This window comes from Mastigocoleus sp. MO_188.B34, from assembly GCF_030065675.1.
Classification (GTDB): Bacteria; Cyanobacteriota; Cyanobacteriia; order Cyanobacteriales; family Nostocaceae; genus Mastigocoleus.
This window is the reverse complement of the sequence record NZ_JASJDK010000104.1, coordinates 1-25,041: the sequence shown is the minus strand read 5'-3', so window position 1 is coordinate 25,041 and position 25,041 is coordinate 1. Positions and strand designations below refer to the sequence as shown.

Annotated in this window: 16 protein-coding genes; 11 read left to right on the top strand and 5 right to left on the bottom strand. The window is 37.9% G+C overall.

All coding sequences use genetic code 11. The features are described 5' to 3' along the window. Positions 1–336: 336 nt before the first annotated feature. From QNJ50_RS21110 to QNJ50_RS21090, 5 genes are all read right to left on the bottom strand, one after another. Entirely contained in the window at positions 337–1,197 is an 861-nt protein-coding gene (locus tag QNJ50_RS21110; RefSeq protein ID WP_300638981.1) for a sterol desaturase family protein, read from the bottom strand. Positions 1,198–1,809: 612 nt separating this feature from the next. Further along, a complete protein-coding gene (locus tag QNJ50_RS21105) occupies positions 1,810–2,307 on the bottom strand; it encodes a universal stress protein (protein WP_300638978.1) in 498 nt (165 codons plus the stop codon). A 139-nt stretch (positions 2,308–2,446) separates the two neighbouring features. Beyond that, positions 2,447–2,767, bottom strand: coding sequence for a hypothetical protein (locus QNJ50_RS21100; protein ID WP_300638975.1), 321 nt, complete (start codon positions 2,765–2,767; stop codon positions 2,447–2,449). 89 nt (positions 2,768–2,856) lie between these two features. Further along, positions 2,857–4,941: a glycogen debranching protein GlgX gene (glgX, locus tag QNJ50_RS21095; protein WP_300638972.1), complete on the bottom strand. Its 2,085-nt coding sequence runs from the start codon at positions 4,939–4,941 to the stop codon at positions 2,857–2,859. A 922-nt stretch (positions 4,942–5,863) separates the two neighbouring features. Beyond that, positions 5,864–9,466: an SUMF1/EgtB/PvdO family nonheme iron enzyme gene (locus tag QNJ50_RS21090; protein WP_300638969.1), complete on the bottom strand. Its 3,603-nt coding sequence runs from the start codon at positions 9,464–9,466 to the stop codon at positions 5,864–5,866. A gap of 121 nt (positions 9,467–9,587) precedes the next feature. On the opposite strand from QNJ50_RS21090, the gene QNJ50_RS21085 reads away from it, so the two are divergent. The 11 genes from QNJ50_RS21085 (at position 9,588) to QNJ50_RS21035 (ending at position 24,442) form a co-directional block, all read left to right on the top strand. After that, positions 9,588–10,169, top strand: coding sequence for a YdeI/OmpD-associated family protein (locus tag QNJ50_RS21085; RefSeq protein ID WP_300638966.1), 582 nt, complete (start codon positions 9,588–9,590; stop codon positions 10,167–10,169). 506 nt (positions 10,170–10,675) lie between these two features. Then, positions 10,676–12,163, top strand: coding sequence for a hypothetical protein (locus tag QNJ50_RS21080; RefSeq protein ID WP_300638963.1), 1,488 nt, complete (start codon positions 10,676–10,678; stop codon positions 12,161–12,163). A 628-nt stretch (positions 12,164–12,791) separates the two neighbouring features. Next, a complete protein-coding gene (locus QNJ50_RS21075) occupies positions 12,792–15,368 on the top strand; it encodes a DUF4114 domain-containing protein (RefSeq protein WP_300638960.1) in 2,577 nt (858 codons plus the stop codon). 287 nt (positions 15,369–15,655) lie between these two features. After that, positions 15,656–16,687 carry a PstS family phosphate ABC transporter substrate-binding protein gene (locus tag QNJ50_RS21070; protein ID WP_300638957.1) on the top strand — a complete coding sequence of 344 codons (1,032 nt, stop codon included), beginning with the start codon at positions 15,656–15,658 and terminating at the stop codon, positions 16,685–16,687. Positions 16,688–16,874: 187 nt separating this feature from the next. Further along, the gene (locus tag QNJ50_RS21065; protein ID WP_300638954.1) at positions 16,875–17,786 is read left to right on the top strand and encodes a PhzF family phenazine biosynthesis protein; all 912 of its coding nucleotides are present in this window, start codon (positions 16,875–16,877) and stop codon (positions 17,784–17,786) included. A gap of 823 nt (positions 17,787–18,609) precedes the next feature. Then, positions 18,610–19,272 (top strand): cupin domain-containing protein, encoded by a 663-nt coding sequence (locus QNJ50_RS21060; protein WP_300638951.1) that lies wholly within the window; start codon positions 18,610–18,612, stop codon positions 19,270–19,272. Positions 19,273–19,643: 371 nt separating this feature from the next. Next, positions 19,644–20,243 (top strand): serine O-acetyltransferase, encoded by a 600-nt coding sequence (cysE, locus tag QNJ50_RS21055; protein ID WP_366914309.1) that lies wholly within the window; start codon positions 19,644–19,646, stop codon positions 20,241–20,243. 71 nt (positions 20,244–20,314) lie between these two features. Beyond that, positions 20,315–21,355 (top strand): GntG family PLP-dependent aldolase, encoded by a 1,041-nt coding sequence (locus tag QNJ50_RS21050; RefSeq protein WP_300638948.1) that lies wholly within the window; start codon positions 20,315–20,317, stop codon positions 21,353–21,355. 445 nt (positions 21,356–21,800) lie between these two features. Further along, positions 21,801–23,360, top strand: a complete 1,560-nt coding sequence (locus tag QNJ50_RS21045; protein ID WP_300638945.1) for a cryptochrome/photolyase family protein — start codon at positions 21,801–21,803, stop codon at positions 23,358–23,360. A 149-nt stretch (positions 23,361–23,509) separates the two neighbouring features. Next, positions 23,510–23,905 carry a hypothetical protein gene (locus tag QNJ50_RS21040; protein ID WP_300638942.1) on the top strand — a complete coding sequence of 132 codons (396 nt, stop codon included), beginning with the start codon at positions 23,510–23,512 and terminating at the stop codon, positions 23,903–23,905. A 75-nt stretch (positions 23,906–23,980) separates the two neighbouring features. Continuing rightward, positions 23,981–24,442: a GNAT family N-acetyltransferase gene (locus QNJ50_RS21035; RefSeq protein ID WP_300638939.1), complete on the top strand. Its 462-nt coding sequence runs from the start codon at positions 23,981–23,983 to the stop codon at positions 24,440–24,442. Positions 24,443–25,041: the final 599 nt, after the last annotated feature.

The window sequence follows — 25,041 nt, the reverse complement described above, 5'->3', positions numbered from 1 at the left end:
AGTGCTTCTAAAGTGATATGGCGGTTTTCTACTGAGGATGCCAGGGTGAAACTCCAACATCTTTATCCAGTTTTTGAGGAGGAATCCGTTAGTTCTAATGCAACATTTTAGCTGTGTCAGTCCACTAGGGTGCATTAGGTGCGCAAGAAAATGTATTTTTTAGGTCACCTTCATCACTGCACCGTAACGCACCAGCAATAAAATTAATATACAAAGGTATGTTGGACATATGAGTTTGTTTATATATTCGACGGTGCGTTACGGCAAAACAATATGCTCATCATTCTAAAAACTTTAACATGCCGCAACACACCCTACGATTGAATTTTGGTAAATCTATATTTTACTCAAGCTTCTTTGTGACTTCCGCGTAAACTTCCATTCGGGAGGAGCAAACAGATAACAAAAGCGTTTCGACCAAGAACTAGTAGAAGTAATATCTTTATAAATTTCTATCCATTCATTAAAAACAACTTTAAAAGGATTATTCGATTTTATCGGGTGAGTCAAACCATAAATTGGAGAATTTGATGCTTCTTCTGCTGTAAAAGTACCAAACAAACGGTCGAAGATAATTAAAACTCCCCCATAATTACGATCTATATATGTAGAGTTAGAAGCATGGTGTACTCGATGATGTGATGGAGTATTCAAAAACCATTCCAAAATACCCAATTTGGGAATTAGTTCAGTGTGAATCCAAAATTGATAAACCAAGTTTAAAGCTAGGGCGGTTACAACTGCAATTGGTTGAAAACCAAGCCAAACAAGTGGTGCAAAAAATAAACCTGCACCAGAAATACCACCAGTCCATCCTAAACGGTAAGCTGCTGACAAATTAAAATATTCCGGTGAATGATGAACAGCGTGAGTAGCCCAAAACCAACGAATGCGATGTGATGCTCGATGGTACCAATAATACACAAATTCTAATCCAATAAATAGTAGCAGTACATTCCACCAATGATCTAGAGAAATAGTTGAGATCCGATGCTCCCACGCGAATTTAATTAAACCCACAGTGGGAACTATAGGAATGATTTTGGACATGCGATGTCCCACAGCGATCGCCAGGGAAATCAAACTTTCTCGAAGTGAATACTTTTGTTTCTTCCACCGCACTACCCAAAAGACTTCAATAGCAATGAAAATTAAGAATAAAGGAATAAATTTGAGAGTTATATGAGCGTAATTCATATTTCTGTTAGACGTAATTGTTTATTTTTCTGAGGAGACGTAATATATTACGTCTCTACAAACACGCAAAATTGATGTGATAAATGCGAAGCTCCATGTATACACAATACGCCGGGTAACACTTGGAAAACATGAGTCAAAAGTCCTGAATTAAATCATGACTTTAGTCCCTACACGAGTCATGACTAATGATTCTGGTTTTTCTCAGAATAGACAAGTAAACTAGTTTATTATTCAATACGGTTCAGTTAAGCCTAAATTTCTTGGTAGAGACGCGACAGAGGCTAACGCCGACGCCGCAGGCTCTGTCGCGTCTCTACAGTAGTATTTGTTTCAAAAAAAGTCTTAACTGAACTGTATTGGTTTATGAGTTATGTCATAAATCTGAAATTGAGATTAAATTGAGAATAAAAATTTAATAATAAAAAAATAATAATAAAAACCAAAATTAAAAATGCAGGATGTAAAATTAATGCGGCTTTTCCAATATAGAGATTTTTTACTTTTGCTCTAGTTCCCGGGTTGAGTATGTAAAGCGATAGCCCCTAAAATAGCGACTTGGAGCGTATCGCTTGCTTTCAAGGTAGATTGAAAAATCTACACCTGTAGCCCTCAGGGGGTAGGTTTTATATTAGCTTTTACAGTCAAAACTGAGCACAGAGCATGGTGAAGAACATAATTACTTACACTACCAAGCAATAGCTCCCCGAGTCCAGAACGCCCCCGATTACCGACTAAAATTAGATCGGCTTTCCAATTCCAAGCCAAATCACAAATCATCTGACCAGGACTACCAGTAATTTGCCTAAATTCAGTATCTACCCCTGAATTACGTGCTTCAACTGTAAATTTTTGTAATTGTTTCAAGCATTGGCTTTCATACTTCTTCCATTGCTGGAGCCAAGTCTCTAAACTTACTTCACTCACTGTAGATCCATAAGGACCGCCCAATTCAGGAGGTAAAGACATAGGACTATCTTTTTCTTCACTTGATAACACATGCAAAAGCATAAGATTAGCCTGGTTCTGTTTGGCTAAAGATAATCCTTGGGAAAAGACTAGTTTATTCATTGAAGAACTGTCCAAGGCTACTAAAATTTTCTTAAACATGGAAGCCTCATTTTTTATCCATTCAAATTGCATCAGAAGCTACATTGGACAGAAAAGGAATTTTGTCTGCATAAATTTCTCGCTAGTAGTAGACTTACTAACTAACAACTAGCTCATAATAAACACTGCATTGTGTTATTTAATGTTTTTGTGCTTCTGAAAGTGGAAAAGGTTTTGTAGTATCTGGAAGGCTGGTATAAATCGTCTCTAAATTGATTACCCGTTCCTCTAGGGCTTTCACAGCCTGAGTTAAATCACCCTCTTCTACCTGTTTTCTATCGGGTGCAAACCATACTGCAACTGTCCCAGCACCTGTACCAAGAATAACTAAAAGAGGTAATATAATTCCGCTCTCAGTGATGGCAACTAAGGGAATACACACACCCAACATGCCAACTGCACAGCCCCAGATAGTAGATGTTGCTCTAACTTTTAGATTTTTAGTAGATTTTTGAGTCATATCCTACATATCTCCTCTCAGTTTATTCTAAAAAATAAATATGAAGAAATTGTGAGATTAAATATGGCTTTATTGCATTAATTGGAAAACTAAATTCTATCCATCAAAACTACAGATGAGCGTGCCGTAACTAGGTAACTTTCTCCATCAATTTTTACTGCTGTTTCTGGATCAGAAAAATCATCTGGTGCAGTGCAGGAAGTATCCACAATTCGATACCAGTAGTTTCCCACTTTTAAAGGCGGTAATTCAAAATTAAGCGGTTGCCAATAGGCATTGAGCATGACATGGAGATGTTCCCCCGTAGCTGGATGATTTAGGGAAAAAGCAAGAGCATGGGAATCCTTTCCCCAATCAGGTTCACCTAAATATATTCCATGCCAAATTATATGTGGTTCAAGACTTCCATAGGTAACTTCTAAAAACTTTTCTTGACGAAAAATTGTCAGCCCTTGAATAAAGTGAATAAACTTTTTGACAAAACGTAGCAAACCATCATGCTTTGTAACTAAACTCCAGTCAAACCAGCTTAATTGATTATCCTGACAGTAAGCATTGTTATTTCCCTGTTGGGTGCGCCTGACCTCATCTCCCATTAAAATCATAGGGGTTCCCTGGGAGATAAACAAAATTGTAAAGAAATTTTTAATTTGCTGTAATCGCAATTGTTCTATTTGTGGATCTTCTGTTGCTCCTTCTAAACCACAGTTCCAACTAAAGTTATCATTGGCACCATCACAATTTTCTTCCCCATTAGCTAGATTATGTTTGCGATCATAGGAAACTAGGTCGTTAAGAGTAAAACCATCGTGGCAAGTGATAAAATTAACACTACGATTAATATCTGTATCTAAGCGTGAGTAGATATCGGGGCTAGCTAAAATTCTTGCTGCTAAAGAGTTAATCGAAGCATGATCGCTTTTGACAAAACGGCGAACATCATCTCGAAAAGGACCATTCCACTCAGCAAACCAATCTGCTAATTCCACAAACTTACCTACCCCATACAGTCCAGCTGCATCCCAAGCTTCGGCAATAAGTTTGGTTCCTGCTAAAACTGGATCTGATTCAATTACAGAGATAATGTTGACAGATCCTGTACCTTCTTTGATTGGTTGACCCAAAATATTCCTTGTCAAAACTGAAGCTAGGTCGAAGCGAAACCCATCCACGTGCATTTCCGAGACCCAGTAGCGCAAAGAATCCAAAATTAATCTACCAACGATCGGGTGATTACCTTTAAAAGTATTGCCACAGCCACTATAGTTACTGTAGTAAGTGGGGTCATGTTCCAAAATGTAGTAGGTTTGGTTGTCCAATCCTCGAAATGAAATCGTTGGTCCTTGATGATTTCCTTCTGCTGTATGGTTGAAAACCACATCCAGGAACACCTCAATTCCCTCTCGATGCAGAGCTTTTACCAAATCGCGAAATTCATCTACCGCACCAAAACAATCCCGTCGTGAACTGTAACCTCTATGAGGAGAAAAAAAGTTAATCGTGCTGTAACCCCAATAGTTTTTTAATCCTGGGGGTGCGTCTTGGGGGTCGAACTGATGAACCGGTAGTAACCCCACTGCAGTAATTCCCAATTTCTTAAGATAAGGGATTTTTTCAATTAAGCCAGCATATGTACCTCGTTTTGACTCCGATACTCCAGAGTTAGGATGGCGAGTAAAACCACCTACATGTAACTCATAAATTACACTACTGGCATAGGGTATTCTCGGATGTATATCTTCTTCCCAATCATAGGTATTAGGATCGAATACAACTCCTTTGAGGGCTTGACCACAGTTATCTCCTGGACGACAAGCTGCTTGACGGTCGTAAATTTCATCTCCCACTATTGCCCTTGCATAGGGGTCTAATAAAACCTTAGTATGATCAAAGCGATATCCTCTTTCTGGGGCAAATAACCCATAAGCTCGATAAGCATATATCTGTCCGACCTTAATCCCTGGGACAAAGACGTGCCAGTAGTGATAAGTTTTGTTTAGTACCGGGTCGAGTTTTATTATTTGGGTTGGTTTAGTAGCATTAGCAGTATCAAATAATAGCAATTCTATAGCCGACCCATTTTGAGAAAAGATGCAGAAATTTACCCCATTAGGATAAACAGTAGCCCCCAAAGGAAAACTTTTTCCAGGCAAGACCTTTAGAATTTCTGCCATTTTACTTCTATTCCCAATAACTATAGACTCAAAAGCTATATAGCAGCTTCATTGAAAAATAGGTGGTATTTCAATACGGTTCGGTTAAAGTTTATTCGTGGTAATTTTGGGCGTGTAGAGACGCGCCAGAGCCTGCGGCGTCGGCGTTAGCCTCTGGCGCGTCTCTACAAAAATTGTTTGTAAACAAATTTCTTATCCGAACCGTATTGGGTGGTATTTTCGATTGTATCTTGCTGCCCTTCTAACTCTTGGCAAAACTTTGCAATATTTATTACCTACGAAAATATATAAATTAAAAGGTAGTTAATAGTCTAATCGAAGAGAAACAATCTTGGAGTATTTTTTAAAGATTTAAATCTGCGAAGAGAATAATATAATTTTAAAACAACACCCAGGAAGCTGCAGACTTAGGAGTCTCCTCTTTTACATATTTAAATCCGGGATTACAATGAGTGATAAAAGTGACGGATAAGTCCAATTAAAAAACAGTGTAATTACCCTCAGCTTACCAAGATGAGGAAATATAAGTTTGCTTGTTTGGGTGTTGTTGTCAGTTGAGAAGACAGATGGTAAAACAGCGTTTTCACCTCTGAAACTAAATAACAGGAAGCAATATTGGCTGTAGTATCTGCCAAATAAGCTATTTAAGCTATAGTTATTAATTTATCACCACAAGGGAATGAAGAATTGGTATTGCAACTAATCTTTACTTGATTACACACACTTGCTCAATGATTGAGGTGACAAGGATTGCTAAGGCTTTGTACTTGAGCGAAAAGAATGTCACTTAGACATATAAGCTGCAAAAAGCCATACTCCTGAAGCTGCTTGAGCTAATGTAATAAAATTCGACTCGCTTCGCGAGAAAAGAAGGGTAAAGAAAAGAAGAGTAAAGGGAAGAGAGTAAAAGTATAAAGAGCGACTAAAGAGCCCTGAGGGAAACAACGCAAACAACCCGAAAACCGTTGAGAAGGTTCATGCCGTCGGGAATGTACCAGTAGCGAGTAGCAGAACGGCAGTAAGGAGGAACGTAGTACCACGAACCACCGCGCAGCACACGATAACGATTATCATTATTAATGTAAGCACTACCATCTGTCGGCGCTCCATGATAATTTTCATGCCAGGTATCTTGACACCATTCCCACACATTTCCGTGCATGTCGTACAAACCAAAAGCGTTTGGTGGAAATTGTCCCACAGGAGTAGTTTCTTGAATATTTCCCCCGTAATTTGCTAATTCAGGAGCAATCGTTTCACCAAAATGAAATGGGGTTGCTGTTCCTGCTCGACAAGCATATTCCCACTCTGCTTCCGAAGGGAGGCGATATTCTCGCCCTGTATGATCAGATAATCTGGCGCAAAATTCAACTGCATCATTCCAGAAAATTTTTTCTACAGGAAGATTATTACCTTTAAAATGAGATGGTTGAGCTTTTAATTCACGTTTAACTTCAGGTAATGCTGCTACAGCTTTCCACTGTGCTTGAGTAACAGGATATTTACCTATCAAGAATGATGGAACAGTTACTTGGTGTTGGGGACGTTCGCTATCGCTACTATGTTCTTCATTTTCTGGAGCACCCATAATAAAGGTTCCGCCAGGTATCTCAACCATTTCTAAATTTACACCAAGATCTAAATATTCAGTAAAATATTTTGCTTGACAACGTTCTCGTTTAATCTTTTTTCCTTGTTTATTGACGGTGAGAACATCAAACTGAAATTGTGATCGCGTTATTTCTAAGTCACAAGTAATAAATCTTTCTACAAATGCTGTCCGAAATTGATTATTTTCTGATGAAAAATTCAGGAAACACCATACACAAGGTAAACTTCCTGGTGGAGCATCATCTAATTGGAACCTTATTTCTTCCCTGTCATCCCAACCAAGGATTTTAGTAAACCGTTTGAACTTTTTAGCTTGACTGAGTTTAGTGTTCTGAATATTTTCCCAAATATTAGTTTGTACCCCAAAGCCAAAGTAACCACCAGAATACACTAACCAAAGCTGATCGATAGTAAAAAGCTCTTGAACAGGAAGTTTTGCAAGAGAATCAGTATCAAGTTCACATTCACCTTCTCGATCAACAAACTTCAGTATCATGTTTGCTGTTTCTTGATCAGCTTTTTCCCATTCTTCATTCGCAAGGTAATTCACAAGTTTCATATAATCTGGAGAAATTTGATTTCTCACAATTCGAATACTTTGTTTTGCTGAAATACTTCCACCTACAGTCCAAGATTGCAGTTTGTTTATATATTCCTTCGCTTGATGACTTTCAGCTTCAGCAGTGGTTGGTAATCTGTAATAATAAACTTCTTGAGTATCAATATTATTTTTATTCTGCAGTACAGCTTTTGTACTCAACCAAGCACAAAAACCAAGAGCATCTTCCCAACTGATATCAGTAATAGGTTTTTTGGCACTTCCAGATTGAAAACGTTCTGGTGAATTTAGCTTCTCATCAACATACAATTGATATTCTGCACGGGTAATATAACTTTGGTCAATTTGTAAATTTTCATCAACCCGCAACAAACCCTTCAATCGTCGTGCTAATTTGACTTCTGCTGCTAACTGAAAAATTTCTCGATTACTTTGCAGATGTCCTACGGACTTATCGCTAGATTCCAAACCAGCATCAAGTTTTTCCAACAATTGCTCTCTAACTTCTGGTTCGCACCTACTTTCTTCAGAACAGTCAAAAGCAATTCTTAACGAAATAATACTGGGATTTTCTAAAGCAGCACGAATGATATTGGTTGCATCACTACCAGCAGCATATAAACGAATCGTTTCTTCCCACCAGTCATCATTAATATGAGTTGTTAAAATATTTCCTTGGTTAGATTCCTTAATTTGTAAAGCAGCTAAATACTCCTGAAAGCTTTTGTGAGCAAATTCGTATTTATTTTTCTCCCTTTCTATCAATAAGCCACTTTCATTTTCAATTTTTTCTAAAAATCCTGCTGCTGTTAAATTAGAAGTCGCAATTTTGTCTAACTCTGCTTCAATGAGAGAAATACCCAATTTTGTTGTAAATTCGCGGGTTTTATGCTGCATTAGACCCAGGGCTAAAACTTGCAATATGACTTTCTTTTGATTTGGTCTGATGTTATCTCCAATTCCCTTAGCTTCCCGTCGTCTCCCTAATAAAACATCACAAATCTCTCCATAAAGTTCTACCCTTCCCTCTGGTAAAGCACCACGATAACAATGCACTGTTGCAATCATAGTAAGTAACAAAGGATTAAGAGCCATTGCAGCTAAGGGAGAACTATTTTTAATCCGTTTGATTAAATCTGCAGCTTTTTGGGTTGCAAGGTTTCTGACTCCTACATCTTCCTGACCCAAACGACTCATAATTTCACTTTGCAGATACCAGTTATTAATAAACTTCTCCATCTGCTCTAAATTAAACGGTTGGACTTCCAAAACTGTATTTATTCCTTCCACAGATGCGCTGTGGTAACCAAAAGGACGAGAAGTCAAAATAAAACGAGCATGGGGATAATTTTGAATTTGTTGATTTACCCAAATACTTACAGCACGACGTTGAGTTTCATCTGCAACTTCATCTAACCCATCCAGCATTACCAAACAGTTCTTGGAACGTAGTTTATCCTTAAACCAATTATTAGGTGGTTCCATTTCGGTAATTGATTTCTGTCGCTCGAGCAACTCATTCAAACTTAGCTTTGGGGAGTTAGTAATTGTTTCTCGAATATCTCTTAAATACAATAGTATGGGAATTAACTTTGGTGCTTGTTTGTGTTTGCGACGCTGGGTATTTTTGGCGTAGGTGAGAGTAAGATTTTCCAAAAGGGTAGTTTTCCCAGTTCCCGGCGCACCAATAATAACTATGGTGCGATAATTATAGTTATATTTACTGTTAGATTTTTTACTTGCAGCTAAAAAATCCCAAATACCTAATCCTTCAATCGATTCGCGAGATTGAATCATCGCAGGAGAAATATTTTCCGCACTTTCAGGAGCAACTCGAAGCGGAACAAAAACTTTTTCTAGATCTAACGTGAAAGGTCCTTTAGTTTTTAATCCCTGAGTACGATAATCACGACAACCATAAATTAACTGTTGGTAATATTTACCCTGAAATTTTGAAAAACGTCTGACAATAAAACTTTCAAAACCATCAACAACCCAATTTGCTAGATTATCTTCCTGCTTCTCAAGCTTTTCCTCAATCTTATCTAAAATTTTGCTGATAACATTTTTACCAAACTTTCCAGCGATCGCAATTACAGTAACACCTACAGTTAATCCTCCTGCGATCGCAGCTTGTTGGAAATCGCCAGTACGCAGAAAATGAATAGTCGCAGCAATCCCTACACCAGAACTGGGAAACCCGAAAATTTGTAAAATCCTTTGAACCCGCTTTTGTCTGGCTTCTCGTCTTGATTCTTTCGGCTTTGATTCTGTTTTTTCAACCTTACTATCTTCAGTTTTTGTAAGAGCAGATTTATCTTTTTCTGATTCCTGTTCTGGTTTGTTATCTGACATCGGCAGCCATCAAAAACGCAGCAAGGGTACTAATTCTATTCTAGCTACAATCATGGTGATTCTCTGAGTGATTAATTTTTATATAATTTTTTCTCAAAGATATTTATACCAAACTTTGACTATGCCGAAATTTGAAGAACAACTCGACAGCATTTACGCTGCAAATCGCCAAGAATGGCGAGAATGGTTGGAGAAAAACCATAGTAATACCATTGGAATATGGCTGATTTACTACAAAGTAAAAAGCGGTAAATCCAGTGTTAAATATAGTGAAGCAGTCAAAGAAGCTCTATGTTTTGGCTGGATAGATAGTAAAGTTAAGTCAATTGATTCAGAACGCTACATGCAAATATTTACACCCCGCAAACCAAAAAGCGTATGGTCGAAATTGAATAAACAGTATATAGAAGAACTTATAGAACAAAATTTGATGACTAAAGCTGGTTTTGCAACGATTACAGCAGCAAAAAAAGATGGTTCCTGGGAAGCGTTAGATGCAATCGAGGCTTTAATTATCCCTGAAGACTTGAAACAAGCATTGGAAAGTAACCAAGCAGCAAAGAGAAACTTTGAAGGGTTTAATAACTCATCCAAGAAAAGCATACTATTTTGGATTTCTAGTGCGAAGCGTGAGCAAACAAGATTAAAGAGAATTGAAAAAACAGTAAATTCAGCCGCAGAGAATAAAAATCCTTTAGCATAATGCATCTCTCAAGGAAGAGATAAAGTAAATTATTCCAAAAACGAATTTATCTTACTAAAGTAGTATGTCTTAATTGCAAGAATACCTGAGTCGTTAGTATTCGTATCTATCCCGAGAATTATAAATAGATATATCTTATCCACAACAAAAAATATACTTATTTGGGCGTATATGGGTTAAGAATCAAAATAAATAGATAGCTTATAAGTAAACCATATAATATGATGTCCGCGAATAAAAATCTAAATGAAATGATTTTAAGGACTAAGTAAAGAATCTGAAAATGTATTGTGTTTGGTGATAACTAGCTATTATTTTTAAAATATGCAAGTCACACAAAACATATTATTCATCAGTCAAACACCATAAGTCGAACCCCATAGTAGAGATTTATTCTAAAAATCTAATTATAAGGTTCTGATTATAAAGTTATGACTTTTTAAGGTTCCATCCTTCATGGATACCTAATTCTTGTAACCCTAATTATTTGTAACTCTAATTTCTTAATGCATATTCATCGCAGACAGTTTGTTATTGGTCCAGAAAAATTTCTTCTCAATGAAACCTGGAAATCTTACCAGCTAAGTAATTCAGTTTGGCTTTCATATTGTCCCGACCTCCAAGTTACCACCGTCAAAGATAACAATGGAAAAGCTTGGTATATTTTGGGTATAGTCGTAGAGACTTTACAAAGTAAAAAGTCCCCAGCAGAGGAAATTAAACAAACTAGTAGCGATCGAGTTCCAGACCTGTACTCCACCTGGAGCGGACGGTGGGTTTTAATTGGTAACGGAAAACTACACCTAGATGCAAGCGGGTTATTGGGATGTTTCTACCATCAAAATTCTCAAGGAGGAGTATGGATTTCCAGTAGTGTAGCCCTCCTCGCTCAAATTGTATTTAAGGGGCGATCGCCAGTTATTGATTCTCGTCAACTCCAACATGAGGTGGGTATTTCCTGGTATACTCCCCCATTTTCACGGTTCGATGGGATATCCCAATTACTACCAAGCCAATTGTTAGATCTAGATTCTGGAGAGATCCAATCAAGACCATTAATGCCAGAAATTTGCCTCGATCGCGATTATGAAGATATCCTCGACGAAATTCAAAAAATTCTAGTTACGACCCTACAACAACTAGCAAAAATCTCTCCTGAACTATGGTTGGGAATAACAGCAGGATATGATTCCAGGTTGATATTAGCTCTAAGTCATGCTGCAGGAATACAAGTTCAACCCTTTACGCGAATAGCTGCGCGGATGTCCATCGCAGATATGATTATTTCCCAAAAAGTAGCTAAAGACTGTGGTTATTCCCACATATTTACCCGCAATTCTAAATACTATCCCGAAAGAGGCAGGCTTGCCCAAGAGCATACTGGTGGTCATGTATCCCAAGGAGATGCAGAACCTTTTGTTAGTGGGGTTCGAGATAACTTGAAAGGTATTTCCTTTGGAGGTCATGGATTTGCAGTTGCAAAAAGTTTTGTACCGACCTTACCAAAAATTCTCCCCAATGCAGAGGTCGGAGCAAGTATGATTGCAGATCTATTTCAAGAATCAAAAAATTCCACAGCTACTGTTGGTTTAAAAGAGTGGTTGAATTGGGTAATCGATAATCCTCAAAACAATTTGAATTGGAGAGATCGTTTTTATCTCGAGCAGAGACAAGCTGGTTGGTTAAGTAGTAAAGAACAACTTTATGACTTAAATAATTTTTCCCGATTCCCAATTCTTAATTCCGCGTATTTATACTCATTATTTTTAAGCATCAAAGAAGAAAAAAGATTCGCTTCAACAATTCATATCGATCTCATCGATAAAATCGCTCCTCAACTTAACCAATATCCTTTCAACCCTCCCGATTCATATTTTAATAGTTTTCAGGTTTTCACCTCCAAAATTGTCAAATTCAAGAAAAAAGATTTGCCAAAGAAAATATTCAATAAATCGAGAAATATACTACATAATTCATTTTTTGGATTGATTTAAAAAATCAATAATCGTATTTAGTTTTTTGAAAAACAACTTTTGTAGAGATTTTACCGTCTCTACAGAATTTATTTTATATATGCCTAATATCCTGACTCTGTGCTGAGAATTTTAAAGCATTTAAAGAACTCAAAGATCCAAACAAGTTAAAACCTGCAGTAAAAAAACTAAGCGCGCGCCACAGTTAGTAACACACAGTAAAAATTCATTAAACGAAGAATAAAACCCTTAAAATAAGAATCTTATCTATAAATTTAAAATACCTGGTCAATTATGAAGGAATAGTGTTAATATCTTCAGGAAACATGGCAATTTATCTATCTGCAGAGATATTTACTTTGCTATGGAAATGATAGGGAAGGGGTAACGTTGGTGTAATTTTTTTAGTTTCGGAAAAGAAGCTAATTTACAAAAAAGCACCATCCGAGAGATGCGATAAAAAATAAAAAAAATGTAGTCTTAACGACAAAGTACTTGTTGTTATATGAACTGCTATTTGTAGTAATATTTACCGGCAATCTTGCCAGTGAATGCAAATGCTACTCAGACTGTAGAAAGTAAGCAGAATTGAGCAGTACATTGCATTCCGTCAAAGGAAGGAATACTTTAACTTACCTCTAACCCATTCATGGCTATCATCACAGTTACCAATACGAAAAATAATGGCGTTGGTTCACTACGCGAGGCGATCGCTAAATCTAGCGATGGGGATAAGATAGTTTTTTCATCCAAACTAGCGAACAAAACCATTCGGTTGGACGAACAACTTGTAGTTGATAAGAGTCTTACGATTGATGGGGGTAATGCACCCAATCTCACCATTAGTGGCGAGAATAAAACGCGTATTCTACACGTTACCTACGATTACTCAGACCTAGTACTGCGAAACCTCACCTTTGCAAATGGTAAAGCAGTTGATAATAACCCCGATAAGACTATTCGAGGTGGGGCTATAGAACTGGTTGACTCCAATACCTTAGTGGTCGAGAATTCCCGCTTTATTGATAATGTCGGCGAACGCAGTGGGGCTATTTTTGTTGGTTATGGTTCGACTGCAACCATCAAGAACAGTGTGTTTGATGGGAATGATGGTTCGGTTGCAAATGATGACTTCAGTGCGGGTGCAATTTCCACCTATGGAGGTGGAGAAGGAGCAAAAGTTGTTAAGAGTAATGGCGATCGCAACGTCGGTGGAGACGCTTTTCTCAAAATTAGTGATAGTACCTTTACAAACAATAAAGGTACCTATGGTGCTGTTTATACTTTACTCAACGAACTAAAAGTAGAAGATTCCGTATTTAAGGGTAATGAAGGTTTAAATGGAAGTGGAGCTATTTTCACCGATGGAGCTAGTGGAAGTGCAGAACGGGACGGTATTGGTGGAACAACTCTAATTAATAATGTTGTCGCTGAAAATAATCAAGGTGGTGGAGATTATGGTGGAGCCTTTTTTCTCAGCGGATATTCAGATGACAAAATCATCGTTGAAAACAGCCAAATAACTAACAATACCGCTTATAGAGGTGGCGGATTAGCGGTTCAATCCTATCGAGATGAAGACGATCCAGTCTCATTGGTCATCCGCGATTCCACCATTGCAAATAACACTTCCACATCTCAAGGTGGTGGTTTGTGGACAGATGTAAAAGGTGGAGTTACAGTCGAAGACTCGACTTTCTCTGAAAATAAAGTTACAAATTCCGATAAAAATGGACAAATAGGTGGAGCGATTGTTTTAAATACTCCCAAGAAAGCCAAATCAACGATAAAAAATACAACATTTGTTGAAAACTACGCCGATCGTCAAGCAGGGAATATTTGGATCGCTGGGGAAGACAACGCGAAAAATCTCACCATTACTGAATCTCGTTTTGCAGACAATCGAGCAGGCGATCGCGAATTGGAGCATACAGTTAATTTCGTAGTTAAGGATGGTGGTAAGAACGTTGTTCAGAATAAAAACGGCGTTCAAAATGCAAACAACGGAGATCCTGCAATTTCTGGAGCTAAACTTACTGAAGATTTAGACATTGACCCGATTACTTCAAATGGTAATTCTAGTCTTCCAGGAGCTAAATTGGAGGAAAAACCAAGCGTTAAACCTGTCCCTCAACCAACCCTAGAAGTAGAAGAAGCGAACCCGACATTTACACCTGTCAAAAATAACCCTTTACATTATGAAGCCGAAGAACTCACCCTTAACGGCTATCGCGTTGAAAATATGAAAGGTTCGGGTGCATCCGGTGGAAAATATATTTCTCTGAAAAAAACTGGTTACGAACGAGGTTCTGCGACAGGTACATTTGAGGGAGAAGCCGGAACTTATCAAGTAAAAGTCGGTTACTATGATGAAAACGATGGTCAATCCCAAGGCAAAATAACTGTTGGAGGAAAAACAGAAAGCTTTAATTTTGACCGTGATTTACCCAGCAATCTCCCAAAACCCTCTACAAAAACTAGCTATATCGCCATAGAAGAAGTACAGCTAAAACCAGGAGACATCTTTAAAATTGAAGGTGTCAATGACAAACAAGAATTTGCTCGGTTTGATGAAATTGAATTTATTCCTACCGACAAGGTAAAGAATAAGAGTAAAGTCAATGCTAATGAAATATTAGACTCGAGTGATGATATTGAATTTATACCTAACCAAGACATTAAAGATAAAAGTAAAGTCGATGCTAATGGAGTAATAGACCTGAGTAACGTCGATCTTGATGGAAATGGCAAAACTGACGATAAAGTCTCAGTGAGCTTAGACAAAATTTACAGTAGCGCATCCTATAAAAATTCCGGAGGTTTCTACCAAGTTCTGGATACAGATGGAACAGTTGTGGACCCAATTACAAACAAGTTGATTCGACCAGGAGAAACAGGATATGAAACCGCTGCACTCAAACAACGCATCTCCGAACTAGAATTTAATGCAGACGATCACAGCGTCACCACACAGGTTGATGGGGGAATATTCTTAGCACCCTACTTAATTGCAGATGGAACCGTAGAAGAATTTCTCGAACAAAATCCAACTAATCAGCAAAGAAACGGAAGTGGATTAAATGCTTACTTTGGGTTGGAGAATGGGAATCCAGATGGAATACAACACCTTCAATTCTCAAATAATAAATTTGGTTTCGAGGATGTGTATGGTGGAGGCGATCGGGATTTTCTTGATTTAACTTTTAATATCAATGTAGAGAATTAATTAAAAGTAGTTAATAGTACTTTATAACTTTCAGCCTCCAGACTCCGAAACATGCGTTTTCTAGGGGCTTTACTCGTGCAATTGTTTCTATTAAAGTATCTTAAATTACGGGCTGAAATCTATATTTTTCAATATAGCCAAATTTCACATTTTTAATGTATTAACTAAATTATTAAATTTATTCAATGATTTAAAATAAAAATTCCTAAATACTTTACTATAAGCACCTAATTAAGCGTTATTGCTGCTGCTAAAATTATTATGCTTTACATCGTTGGGTGCCATAGATGAAAAAGTATTGGTTTTATCTTGTAATACTAAGTCTATTTATAGGCGCAAATCTATACTATATTTATGATGATTCTTATCAAGAAAATTTAATCGCTTACGTCGAAGAAGATACTAAAGAAAATGATTTCGATGATATAAATCTTCCCCAAGGAACATGGCGTTATGGGGGTAGTAGCAGTTGGGTACCAATACGGGAACAATTTGAGGAAGCAATCAAGACTACCCATCCTCAATTTAAATTAAAATATGTGGACTCAACAGAAGAAGCTCCCTCTTCTGAAACTGGAATCAAAATGCTATTAAATGGCGAAATTGATTTTTCTCTATCTTCTCGAATTCTGAAAAAAGAAGAACGCCAAATCGCAAAACAAAAAGGTTTTAAACTTCAAGAAATTCCAGTTGCTGTTGACGGAATTGCGATCGCAGTAAATCACAGTCTTAATATTTCTGGTTTAACAGTTGCTCAACTCAGAAGTATTTATACTGGCAAAATTCGGAATTGGCAAGAGTTGGGTGGACCTTCACTTCCCATTAAACCCTATTCTCGACCTTTAAAAGAATCAGCAACAGTTGAATTTTTTAAACATGAAGTTCTTCGCGATCAAAGTTTTGCTGACAACATTAAATTCGTTGACATTACCACACAGGGGTTAAAAAAAGTAGCAAACGAAACTGGTGCTATTTACTACGCTTCTGCGCCAGAAATTGTTCCACAGTGTAGCATCAAATCTTTAGCTATCGGAGAAAGATTTGATCAATTAATTAGTCCTTATAAAAAACCATTTATTCCGACCGAGCAATGTCCGCAACAACGCAATCAGGTCAATCTGCAAGCATTACACAGTCATACTTATCCATTTTCTCGACCATTATATGTAATTGTGAAAAACGAAGATGATAAGAAAGTTTTACAAAAAGATAAATACAAAGCAGCACAAGCTTATGCAAAGTTATTCCAAACAGATCGAGGACATAGCTTAATTCAAAAAGCCGGATTTATTCCGATTGCAAATAAAAACGATAAATAGGTTTTGTTGAAAATAGGGTTTGTTAAAAATAGGGTTTGTTGAAGTCAAAAAATTACATTATTCAAACTACGGTTACAGCAATACCCTAAATATGCTTCGATAATGATTGAACCTCTCAACTCATGGAGAAAGACAAACCTAAAGGTTAAGTTTTAACTCCACAGAGGAATTATCGTAGCAAAAAATAATGGCGAAATATAAATTCTACACAACAGATGTTTTCACAAACATAATCTTTGGTGGAAATCCTTTAGCTGTATTTCCCGATGCGCGGGGAATGAGTAGTGAATTAATGCAGAAAATTGCTAAAGAATTCAACCTCTCAGAAACAACTTTCGTACTCCCACCAGAAAATTCCAATAACACCAAACAGTTACGAATTTTTACTCCTGTAAACGAACTACCTTTTGCAGGTCATCCCACCGTAGGAACAGCTTACGTACTTGCTTCCATTGGCGTTCTGAACCTAGAAAATGAAACTACAGGAATAATATTTGAAGAAAAAGTAGGACCTGTAGGTGTTTCAATTCATTCACAAGATGGTAAACCTAAATCAGTATATTTAACAGTTGCTCAACTACCGAAATTTGGACCATCACCACCAGAACCATCCATAATTGCAAATGCTCTTTCCCTGGATAAAGAAGATTTACTTTTAGGAGATTGGAATCCAGAAGCAGTATCTTGTGGACTTCCTTATTTATTTGTTCCAGTGCGCGATCGCAAAATTCTTGGTAAAGCAGCAGTTAATCTAGAATGTTGGAAGAAACATCTGCAATCGTCTTGGTTTGAGAATTTATACATATTTTGTTTTGACCCCGAACACCCAGAAGCAAATTTGCGTTCCAGAATGTTTGGACCAGCATTTGGGATCATAGAAGACCCAGCAACAGGTTCAGCTGCATCAGCTTTAGCTGGTTATTTGGGTATTAGAGAGTCAGCTTCTCATGGTGAGTTGCAATGGATCGTTGAACAAGGTGTTGAAATGGGACGTCCCAGTATATTGTACGTTCAAGCCCACAAAGCAAACGGTCGAATTGAAACTGTGCGCGTGGGAGGTGAATCGGTAATGGTCAGTGAAGGAATAATTGAAATTTAAAGGGAACGGGGAGCAGGAAACAAGCAGAGAACAGAGGATAAATAAAAATCTTTGTTTTTAGCGTAATTTCTTAAAATTTAAAGTCTGAATTAAAATAGGCTTTTCCATCAGCAAAGAAAACTTTCTTGTATCTGAAAGTGGAGAATTTTACTTTCACTCAGTGTTTGCATTGTCATAAATATTTTACTTACACTGTCATTTTTTGATTAGTTCCAAATTATAGAAAGCAATCGGGAAAAAGTGGGGAAGAGATAACCTTGAGTAATAACTCACGATTCACCTATTTAAAATCCAATCCAAAGAATATGATATTTGTCTTCTTATAAGTTTTATTTACTAATTTAATAACTGTATTTTTACCCTTGCATATCATAGTTTGGGTAAATTGTGATGCCATATTAATCTCATATAAGATACTACCACTCCAATGACATTCTAATACAGCCCAAGTTATTTCAATTGAATTATATTATAGTTACTATAATAAAGTGATTGATAAGCCAAAAGCATATTGTTTTCGCTGTTTAATGTAAATTCTCCAAAGGTAAGGAGAAATGCAAAGGTTAGATATTTTATTAATTGGAAATATCTCAATCTCAATATAAAAAGTAATCGAGAAGAAAAAGGGAAGATAATAAAAACTGATAAAACTATCTACGCTTACCATATTTTTTCTCACTCAATTTTTGTTGAAAGTGCATAAATTAAATTTCCTCACTCTATTCAAAATCAGAAAGGAAAATTTATCTATTTCATTGAAGTGAGATTCATTATGATAACTACAGAAATACAAAAGTTTTATTGTCAGCGCTTCCTAAATACTATGAAGCTAGACTACACAATGGCGAGTCATCCATCCCTCGCTCGTTGGGTAATCAATTCTATCGAAGTCGATCAAAGTGAAAACGACACCCATTTCTTATTTGTTTCTGAGGGTGAAGTTATGCTCAAAAGCAGTAATGGAGAATTCTTACTAGTAGAAAAAAGCTTTGCTGCAGTTCCAGGGAATTTTTCTTTAGATGGTTCAGGACAAGTTTTAGTCGCAACCCTCCTCAACTACACTGGACTTTTCACAATTGGAGGACCGATTGAACCTTTTGGACGACTGAAATATATTGATGGTTGCTCTTCAACAGTTCTAATAAATCCTTTAAGACGTGGAGAACCCTGCTTAAATTTCTTATATGTTCCTCCTGGTATATCACAAACTCCCCACACCCATCCCTCATTGCGGATTGGACTTGTTGCTTCGGGTAGTGGAACTTGTCAGGTAGATGAAGGGACTTTCAAAATGGAGCCTGGAACTGTCTTTTGTCTTCCTGAAAACAAGTTACATAGCTTCTCTGCAATTAATGACTCCTTGAGAATCATTATCTATCATCCAGATTCTGATGTTGGTCCAACTGATGATTCCCATACCATGCTCAACAATACTTTCGTTGGCAAAAAATCAGCTAAAGTCCTGGATGTAATTAGAACAAAATAACAAGTAAGTCAGGATTACCTTTTCATCAAATTACTGTAAAGGCAATCTTGTATTACTAACTGCAATTCTCACATGGGTGTGGCTCTTTTAGAAGGACGGTTTAATTTTTGGGATAAAACCTAAAATCAATACAGACAAAGGATTACAAGCTTTAGGTATCATTTATTAATAAGTTTAAGAAGTGTTTGACTCACTACGCGAACATGTGTAATCTCCTTGTCCAGATAGATACGAAAATTTCCTAGAAAAATTGGCTTATTTGTCAGTGTCTATAACTAGTAAAGATTAATCTTAATGTATAAAGTCTGCCCTAAAGAGCCGCACCCTTGTCATTATCAGTTGAACAAACCATAGTAAAGAAATTGTTAACGATGACTAGTGTTTATTCTTACCAAAAAAGTTGGGGTGTCCTCAAGAAAGTTTGGGAAACTTTAGTTGAAACTTTAGTTGAAGATTATGCGATTATTATGAGGCGGGATCCCGCTGCGAAAAACTGGCTAGAAGTATTGTTTCTCTACCCAGGTCCCCAAGCGATCATCCTCTATCGCATAGCCCACTTGCTTCATAATTTAGACATTGTATTTTTGCCCCGTTTTATTTCCCATCTCGCTCGCTTCCTAACAGGAATTGAAATTCATCCAGGCGCGGTTATTGGTAAAGGTGTATTTATCGACCATGGTATGGGAGTAGTGATTGGCGAAACCGCAGTCGTCGGCGATTATTGTTTACTTTATCAGGGTGTAACCCTCGGTGGAACAGGTAAAGAAACTGGTAAACGTCATCCCACCTTGGGCAGTAATGTTACTGTCGGTGCAGGAGCAAAAATTCTTGGCAATATTAATATTGGCGATCGCGTCCGTGTTGGTGCTATTACCGTAGTCCTAAAAGACGTACCGTCAAACTCTACAGTAGTCGGCATACCAGGTAGAATTATTCCTAACCGAGATAAAGAATGCCTCAATTATAAGTAGTCAAACCTAATTAACTACACAAAATTTTAAACGTAACTGAAAACCACTATATACACACCCTAAGAATATTTATGATTTTATTGACAAGTGATACAGAAACAAAGCCCACACAAGCCATGCGACAGGCGATCGCCAATGCACCTGTTGGAGATGAGCAAAAAGGAGAAGATCCCACCGTTAACCTATTACTAGAACGGGTTGCAGATTTACTAGGAAAAGAAGATGCTCTGTTCTTTGCTTGTGGAACCATTTGCAACTTTGTGTCAATCAAAACCCATACTCGCCCTGCTGATGTGGTGTTAGCAGAACAGATGTCACACATTATTCGAGCTGAATCAGGGGGTGCTGCACTGAGTTCTGGTGTATTAATGGAACCGATTGCTAGCGAGCGAGGAATTTTTACAGTCAATGCTGTCGAGCAAGCACTTCAAAGAGTCACCACTGCTCCTTACCTTTACCGTGCAATTCCACGCTTATTGTGTGTTGAGCAAACCCACAATTTTGCAGGGGGTTCGGTTTGGCGGCTCGAACAACTACGTAAGGTTTGCGATTTCTCCCGTCAAAAAGGTTTAGCTATTCACATGGATGGAGCAAGACTTTTAAATGCAGTTGTTGCAACTCAAACTCCAGCGTATGATTTTGCAGCCTGTGCTGATTCTGTTTGGATTGACTTTACTAAAGGACTAGGTGCACCAATCGGTGCTGTTCTTGCTGGTACAAAGGAGTTTATCTCTGAAGCACGTCGATATAAACACATTTTTGGTGGCGCTATGCGTCAAGCTGGTATTGTCGCAGCAGGTTGCCTGCATGCACTTGACCATCATGTTGAACGTTTACAAGACGACCACGACAACGCAAATTACCTAGCTCAAGGGCTCAGTCAAATTGAAGGAATTACAGTTCGAGAAACAAACCCCGAGACAAACATTGTTTTCTTTGATGTTTCCAAACTCAGACTTGATACAGCCATGTTTCTTACTCTTTTACAAGAGCGTGGTGTGAAAATGGGAGCCGTTGGTGACTCTATTCGAGCTGTCACTCATTTAGATGTTTTCCGCCCTGATATCGATTTTGCCCTTGATGCCATTTCTAAAGTTGCAACATTAAAATGAAGATTGAGCATAAAATAAGCCACTTCCATTGTTGAGAACTCAAAGAAGAACGCCAAAACTCAAATAATATAGCAGATTGCGAGTCAGTGAGGTACAGGTTTAAAGCTGAAAGTCAGTGATAAAAGGTATTCCAATCCTGACTCCTGTCTTCTGACTCCTTAATTCTGCTACAAGTAATGGGTAATAGATAATTGCAATTAATTATTGTTGATTCGTTCAATCCCCATATGCCGCTAAGAACGCGCGGCTGCTAACGTAGTGTACCGTAGGTATTGCGCCACGTGAGGGGCGTGGCTAAGCCACGTTTGGACGCGGCGTAGCCGAACATCCGTAGGATGCGTCCAAACGCGCAGCGCCTTCTCAGCGGCGGCACGCAGTGCTATCCCCAATCCCCAATCCCCAATCCCCATTATCATAAGTATTCAAACAGACATAACATTAAACTATGACAGTAGGTGTTTGGATATTAGGCGATCGCCTTTCGTTAGAACAAGCTGCACTGCAAAGTTGCAAACAAAAAGATGACTTACCAGTTATCTTTATTGAGTCGCTCAACCACGTAAAAGTACGCCCTTACCACAAGCAAAAGCTAGTTTTGGTATGGTCAGCGATGCGTCATTTTGCTGCAGAATTAAGGGAAAATGGATACTCAGTAAGCTATGAAATTGCTGAAGATTTCGCCACACCATTACAAATATGGGTAAAAGAAAATCAGATTACAGAATTGCGAGTAACTGAACCCACCGATAAACCATTCTTGCAAACCATCCAAAATTTCAACCTACCTTGCGAACTTACTCTTATTCCCGATAATCATTTTCTCTGGAGTAAAAAAGAATTTGAAAAATGGGCTCAAGGACGAAAACGTCTGTTAATGGAAGATTTTTATCGGGAAGGACGAAAACGTTTTCAAATTTTGATGGAAGATGACGATAAACCTGTAGGTGGAAAATGGAATCTTGATAAAGAAAACCGCAAACCACCTAAAGGTAAATTAGATACACCACCAGCAAAATGGTTTAAACCAGATAAAATTACCCAAAAAGTTATTAAACATGTCCATCAAATCTGTAGAGACGAGACATGTCGCGTCTCCAGGGATGACGACATTGCGTGTAACATCCCCACCTATGGAGAAATAGAAAATTTTCGTTGGGGAGTCACCCGTACCCAAGCATTACAAGTATTAGATTGGTTCCTAGAAGATCGTTTAGCAGGTTTTGGACCCTACCAAGATGCAATGGTCACAGGAGAGGATACAATGTGGCATGCCATGCTGTCTCCATACCTGAATTTAGGATTACTGCAACCATTGGAAGTAATTCAAGCTGCAGAAAAAGCATACCACCAAAATCAACTACCCTTAAATAGTGTGGAAGGATTTATCCGTCAAATATTAGGTTGGCGAGAATATATGCACGGAATATATCACTATACCTGTGCAGACTATCCCGAAAAAAATTGGTTTAACCATACCAAACCCCTCCCAGAATTCTTCTGGAACGGCGAAACCAAAATGAATTGCTTGCATCAAATTCTTACCCAAGTACAGCATACCGGTTACGCCCATCATATCCAACGGTTAATGGTATTGAGTAATTTTAGTTTAATTGCAGGATTTTCACCCCAAGAAGTAGAAAACTGGTTTCATGCAGCATTTATTGATGCTTACGATTGGGTAATGCAAACCAACGTCATTGGAATGGGATTATTTGCCGATGGTGGAATATTAGCATCCAAACCCTACGCCTCATCAGCCAACTATGTCAATAAAATGAGCGACTATTGTAAAAGCTGTTTTTACAACCACAAAGAACGAATCGGAGAAAAAGCCTGTCCCTTCAACTTCTTCTATTGGGACTTTTTACATCGTCATCGTCCGAAGCTCCAAACCCAAGGAAGAATGAGTTTTATTTTAAAGAATCTAGACAAAATGTCAGCCGAAGAATTACAAACCATACAAAACCAAGCAGAAAACTGGCATTTTTCTGCAACAAAAACTTAATTTTTTGGTATTATGGGTATAATATTCCTAACTTTTTGTCTAGGGTTAATCCCTATCGTTTGACCTTCAAGAAACCTATAAGTTCAAGAAACTTAGAAGTCCAAAAGACTTTCATATCATAAATACTTAAATTTTAGATAGAAAAAAACATGAGTTATGACTATCTGATATTTCGTGCTGGCAAAAATGTTCCAGCAGAGATGTCTGCAATTGAAGAAGACGACCTGATTCCTGTCGGGACTTACTCGGACTTAAAAGCAAAGATTCTGGCACTATATCCTCAAACAAAATGGAATGATACTGAACGAAGAGGTGGACTAATCGAAGATATTGGTCGCTTCGAATTTAATTTTTATGAAGAATCTCAGGTTATGAGGTCATTTTCCATTAGAACTTCCCATCGCCAAGACCGAAATGCAACCCAACATTTCATCGAAAAGCTATGTAAAAAACTTGGTTTATTTGCTCTTGATGGTCAACAGCTTAATGTATTTGGGTGTTTAAATCCTGAAATTCAGAAAGTAACAAGCGGCAGTATTAAGTAAGGAATTATCGTCAACACCTAGGATTTCAGTACTTAGAATTAAATTGGGGCGATAATCTTAAGGGGGTTGCTTGAAATGAAAATACGGTTATTTGAGAAGAAAGATGCTGAAAAAATAGCACAGCTGTTTTATGAAACAGTACGTGAAATCAACATCCACGACTACTCAAAAGCTCAGGTTCAAGCATGGGCTCCCGATAATATTCACTTCAGGGACTGGGAAAATAGATGCTCCGATCGATTCACCTATGTTGCTGACGATAAAGGTGTGATTGCTGGGTTTGGAGAGTTAGAACCCAACGGTCACATCGATTGCTTTTACTGTCACAAAAACTATCAGCGTTGTGGAGTTGGTAGTCAAATATATCAAGCCATAGAAGCTAAAGCTCTGGAATTAGGATTAAAGCATCTAAGAACTGAAGCAAGCATCACAGCAAAAGCATTTTTTCAACGTATGGGGTTTTCAGTCGTCAAAGAGCAAGAAGTAAGCTGTCGGGGTGAAGTATTCATTAATTATCTGATGCAAAAAACCCTTTGAAATGTGACTCTTCTTGGCTACTGCTAACGCTACGCTAAAACCTTAAAACGCGTTTCTTTTCTACTGGTTTCGTAGCGCTACGCGTGTGTTTTATGGCTTTACCCAAGTGACAACGAACGGCATAGCCGCGTCAACAAACACCAAAAGCTGACAAGATTTCGAAAACCAAGTTCATAGACAATTGTTAAGTTTTGTTTCGTGTTCCTTGCTCTTCACGTTACGTCACCCTCTAGGTTGGTAAGTGTCTAGAGGAACGAAAATATCACGGGTTGACTCTAGGAACGCGATCGCTCCCAGTCGCAATCATGGCGACGTTTATTCCTCCTACTGCTTCTTGTGGCAGACTTTTAGGTTACAACGCGATCAAAGAATGGGTCCTTAGTATTTCTAGAATTGCCTAAACAACCTGGTGATTCTGACTTCGTGACGGAAATTCAGTTTTCCATCTGCAAGTGTGCGATTGATTTGGACTTGTCAACAATTCTGACTTTTCCCGTTAACTCTGGAAAAGCTTACCCAGCTTGAGATTCTGGAGCAATTACGGTATGTAGAGTATAGTAATGAAAATTGGGTGCAAAAGGTAAAAATTGATGTTGGAC